The sequence below is a fragment of the Caulobacter sp. B11 genome, assembly GCF_002737765.1.
Lineage (GTDB): Bacteria > Pseudomonadota > Alphaproteobacteria > Caulobacterales > Caulobacteraceae > Caulobacter.
Map to the genome: position 1 here is coordinate 1 of NZ_PEGG01000303.1, position 3,517 is coordinate 3,517.

At 69.8% G+C, this 3,517-nt stretch carries 5 protein-coding genes; 4 read left to right on the forward strand and 1 reads right to left on the reverse strand.

All coding sequences use genetic code 11. From position 1 onward, the window contains the following. On the forward strand, positions 1 to 440 hold a 440-nt coding region (locus CSW58_RS11590; protein ID WP_143755184.1), incomplete at its 5' end, for an integrase core domain-containing protein. Here CSW58_RS11590 and CSW58_RS11595 read toward each other — a convergent pair. Further along, the gene (locus tag CSW58_RS11595) at positions 437 to 982 is read right to left on the reverse strand and encodes a gamma-glutamylcyclotransferase (RefSeq protein WP_099447387.1); all 546 of its coding nucleotides are present in this window, start codon (positions 980 to 982) and stop codon (positions 437 to 439) included. The genes CSW58_RS11590 and CSW58_RS11595 overlap by 4 nt on opposite strands. A gap of 29 nt (positions 983 to 1,011) precedes the next feature. Between CSW58_RS11595 and CSW58_RS11600 the strand changes: the two genes are divergently transcribed. The 3 genes from CSW58_RS11600 to CSW58_RS11610 form a co-directional block, all read left to right on the forward strand. Next, the gene (locus tag CSW58_RS11600) at positions 1,012 to 2,022 is read left to right on the forward strand and encodes a DUF2125 domain-containing protein (RefSeq protein ID WP_099447388.1); all 1,011 of its coding nucleotides are present in this window, start codon (positions 1,012 to 1,014) and stop codon (positions 2,020 to 2,022) included. A 105-nt stretch (positions 2,023 to 2,127) separates the two neighbouring features. Next, positions 2,128 to 2,928: a chorismate mutase gene (locus tag CSW58_RS11605; RefSeq protein ID WP_099447389.1), complete on the forward strand. Its 801-nt coding sequence runs from the start codon at positions 2,128 to 2,130 to the stop codon at positions 2,926 to 2,928. Between the two features lie 47 nt (positions 2,929 to 2,975). Next, positions 2,976 to 3,517, forward strand: a 542-nt coding sequence (locus tag CSW58_RS11610) for an aminotransferase class I/II-fold pyridoxal phosphate-dependent enzyme (protein WP_143755185.1), incomplete at its 3' end; no start/stop codon positions are given.

Consider the following 3,517-nt stretch of genomic DNA (forward strand, 5'->3'; position numbering starts at 1 on the left):
CTTCCTGCAACGTCTGCGTCGATGACGCCTCGCGCCTGGCCTATACCGAGGTCCTACCCTCCGAAGGCCAGCACGACACGACCGCCTTCCTGGAACGCGCCCTGGCCTGGCTGGCCGGCCACGGCGTCATCGTCCAGCGGGTGATGACCGACAACGGCTCGGCCTATCGCTCCAAGCTGTTCGCCCAGGCCCTGCAGGCCGCCGGGGCCAGGCACGTGCGCACCCGACCCTACACCCCACGCACCAACGGCAAGGCCGAGCGCTTCATCCAGACCAGCCTGCGCGAGTGGGCCTATGGCCGCGCCTACGCCTGCTCAGACGATCGCGCCGAGGCCATCAAGCCCTGGACCGACCGCTACAACCTCGCCCGACCGCACTCCGGCATCAAAGGCCTCACGCCCTGGCAGCGTGTGAACAACCTTCTTGGAAACGACATCTAGCCCCCCTCCCGGGCCTCGACCATCCTGAGCAAAGCCTCCATGGCGTGGTCACGCACCCCGTCTTCGCGCAGGTGCATCACGAGGTCGCGCAGGTAGTCGATATTGCGGCCCGACAGACCCGAGGCGCCGGAGATCAGGTCGCATTGCTGGTCCAGGGTCAGGGCGCCCGCCCACTGGACATGCTTGCGGTCAGACAGGAAGACCAGGGCCGGCGCGGGGCCCGCCCCGTCGATGCGCACATCCGCCCAGGCCTCGAAATAGGTCTCGGTCGGCTGTTCGCGTTCGCGCAGATAGGCATAGACCTCGGGCCAGTCGGCCGCCGCCACGCGATAGGCCATGCCCCGCACCGCACCGCCCGGCGCGAGACCCAGCACCAGGCCCGGACGCTCATAGGTGCCCCGGTGGTGGACCGAATAGATGCAGAAGGCCCGGCGTCGCCCATGGAGAACGGCGCCGCTTCGCTCTACAAACGGGAACCCGGGCCGCCACATAAGCGATCCATATCCGAACACCCAGCGATCACCGCCGTTCACCACGCCCAGTCCCTCGCCTGCCCGGAGCCGCCCATCCCATGACCCATAACGCCGCGACGCCGTCCCGCAAGCCCAGCCGTCTCGGCCTGCTGGCGCCTTTCGCCCTGCTGGGAGTCGCGGCGATCGCCTGGAGCCTCGGCTGGCTGTACCTGCGCGGCCAGGCCGAACAACGGATGGACGCCACGGCCGCTGCCCTGAAGGCCCATGGCTACGACCTGTCCTGGAAGACCCGCAGCATCAGCGGCTATCCGTTCCGCATGAACGTCAACCTGACCGACGCGCGGGTCGCCGAACCCTCCGGCTGGGCCGTGCGCGCGCCCGCTCTGAACGGCGAGGCCATGGCCTATGCCCTGGGCCACTGGGTGGTGCTGGCCCCCCAGGGCGTGGTTCTGACCCGTCCGGTCGGCGGCGACGTGCGCATCACCGGTCAGGCCCTGCGCGCCAGCCTGGCGGGATTGGACAAGTCTCCCCCGCGCGTCTCGATCGAGGGGGCCAAGCTGTCGTTCCTGCCCGCGCCCGGCGCCGCGCCCTTCCCGCTGGTTTCGACCGAGAGCCTGCAGCTGCATCTGCGCCCGGGCCCCGACGACCAGGCGGGCATCCTGTTCAAGGCCGAGGGCGCACGCGCCGCCTTTACCGGCCTTTTGGGCCGCATCGCCCAGGACCAGACCGCCTCCATGCAACTGGACCTTCGCCTGTCGAAGATCTCGGCCCTGCGCGGGACCAGCTGGGCCGACGCCGCCCGCGACTGGTCGGCGGTCGGCGGCGCGATCTCGGTGCAGGAAGGCAAGCTGGCGGCCGGGGAGGCCCTGCTCGACGCCAAGTCCGGAGCCCTGACGATCGGCGACGACGGCCGGCTACGCGGCGCCCTGGAGGTCACGGTTCGCGAAGTCACGCCGCCAGGCGGCGCCCTGTCCAGCCCGCAATCGGCGGCGGCGGCGATCAAGGCGGCTGTCACCGGCGATCCGACCCTCAGCGCCACCCTGGTCTTCGAGAACGGCCGCACGCGACTGGGTCCGTTCGACAGCGGGCCTTCGCCGCGCATCTACTGACCCGCGACCGAGCGGACCGACACGCAATTTTCTTCCCGTGAGCGCGCGCTATTGCACGATCAGCGGCAAAGTCTATGGTCCGGCGTCGATTTTGGGGATGATTTGATGGGGAGCGACGTGGGCGACAAGCCGCCTTCGCTGGAAGAGGTTCGATGGCGCATCGACGCGATCGACAGTGAACTCCTCAGGCTGATCGACGAGCGCGCCGGACTGGCGCGCGCGGTGGCGGCCGCCAAGCAGGCCGCGGGCGACACCGGCTTTGGCCTGCGCCCTCCACGCGAGACGGCCATTGTCCGAAAGCTGCTGGCCGCGCCCCGCAGCGCCGCCAGCGACGCCCTGCTGATCCGGATCTGGCGCGAACTGATGGCCGACAGCCTGTCGCGCCAGGGGCCCTATCATTTGACGGTCTGGGGCGGCCGCGACGCCGCCCGCGCCGTCGAACTGGCTCGCCTGCGCTTCGGCTCGGCCCCGCCCATGCGCCTTGTCGAAACAGAGAAGGACGCCCTGGCCGGGGCGCGAGAGCCTTGGGGGGTCGGCGTCCTGGCCCTGACCAGCGACAGCGCCTGGTGGGGCCGCCTGCTGGCTGAGCCCAAACTCAAGGTCTTCGCCGCCCTGCCCTGCCTGACGCGCTGGGGCCCGCAGGCCGCCTTCGCCGTCGCCGAGGTCGAGGTCGAGCCCACCGGTGGCGACCTGACCTTCTGGGTGACCGACTCGGTCAAGACCGCCCCGGCGATCGTCGAGGCGCTCAGCCTCGACGGAGTCGCCGCCGAACTGCTGGTCCAGGCCGGCGGCTTGAAGCTGTTCGTGCTGTCCGGGTTCTTCCAGCCGGGCGACGAGCGGCTGGCCCGCGCGCCCGGCAAGCTGAGCGGCGTGATCGGGGCCGCGCCCGAACCCTTCGACCTTTAGACGGCGGCCGTGTAAGAACACGAACCTTCCCGGCCCGAGTATTTTCGATGACCGCTTCCACTGCTGATCGCTTCGCCGCGTCCCGTCCCATGCCCAAGGCGGGCGTCCTCGACATCGCCGCCTATGTCGGCGGCAAGTCGAGCATCGAGGGCGTCGCCCATCCGGTGAAGCTGTCCAGCAACGAGAACGTTCTGGGCTGCAGCGAGGCGGCCAAGGACGCCTATCGCGCCGCCGTCGACCGCCTGCACCTCTATCCGGACGGCAAGGCCAGCGGCCTGCGCGCCGCCGTGGCCGCCCACTATGGTTTGGAGTCCGAGCGCCTGACCTTCGGTGACGGCAGCGACGAGATCTTCGCCCTGCTGTGCCAGGTCTATCTCGAGCCAGGGGACAATATCGTTCAGGGCGAACACGGTTTCGCCGCCTATGCCATCGGGGCCCGCGCCTGTCAGGGCGAGGTCCGCATGGCCAAGGAACCCGGCCTGCGCATCAACGCCGACGAGGTGCTCAAATGCGTCGATGAGCGCACCCGCATCGTCTTCATCGCCAATCCCGCCAACCCGACCGGCACCTGGCTGACCGGCGAGGAGAT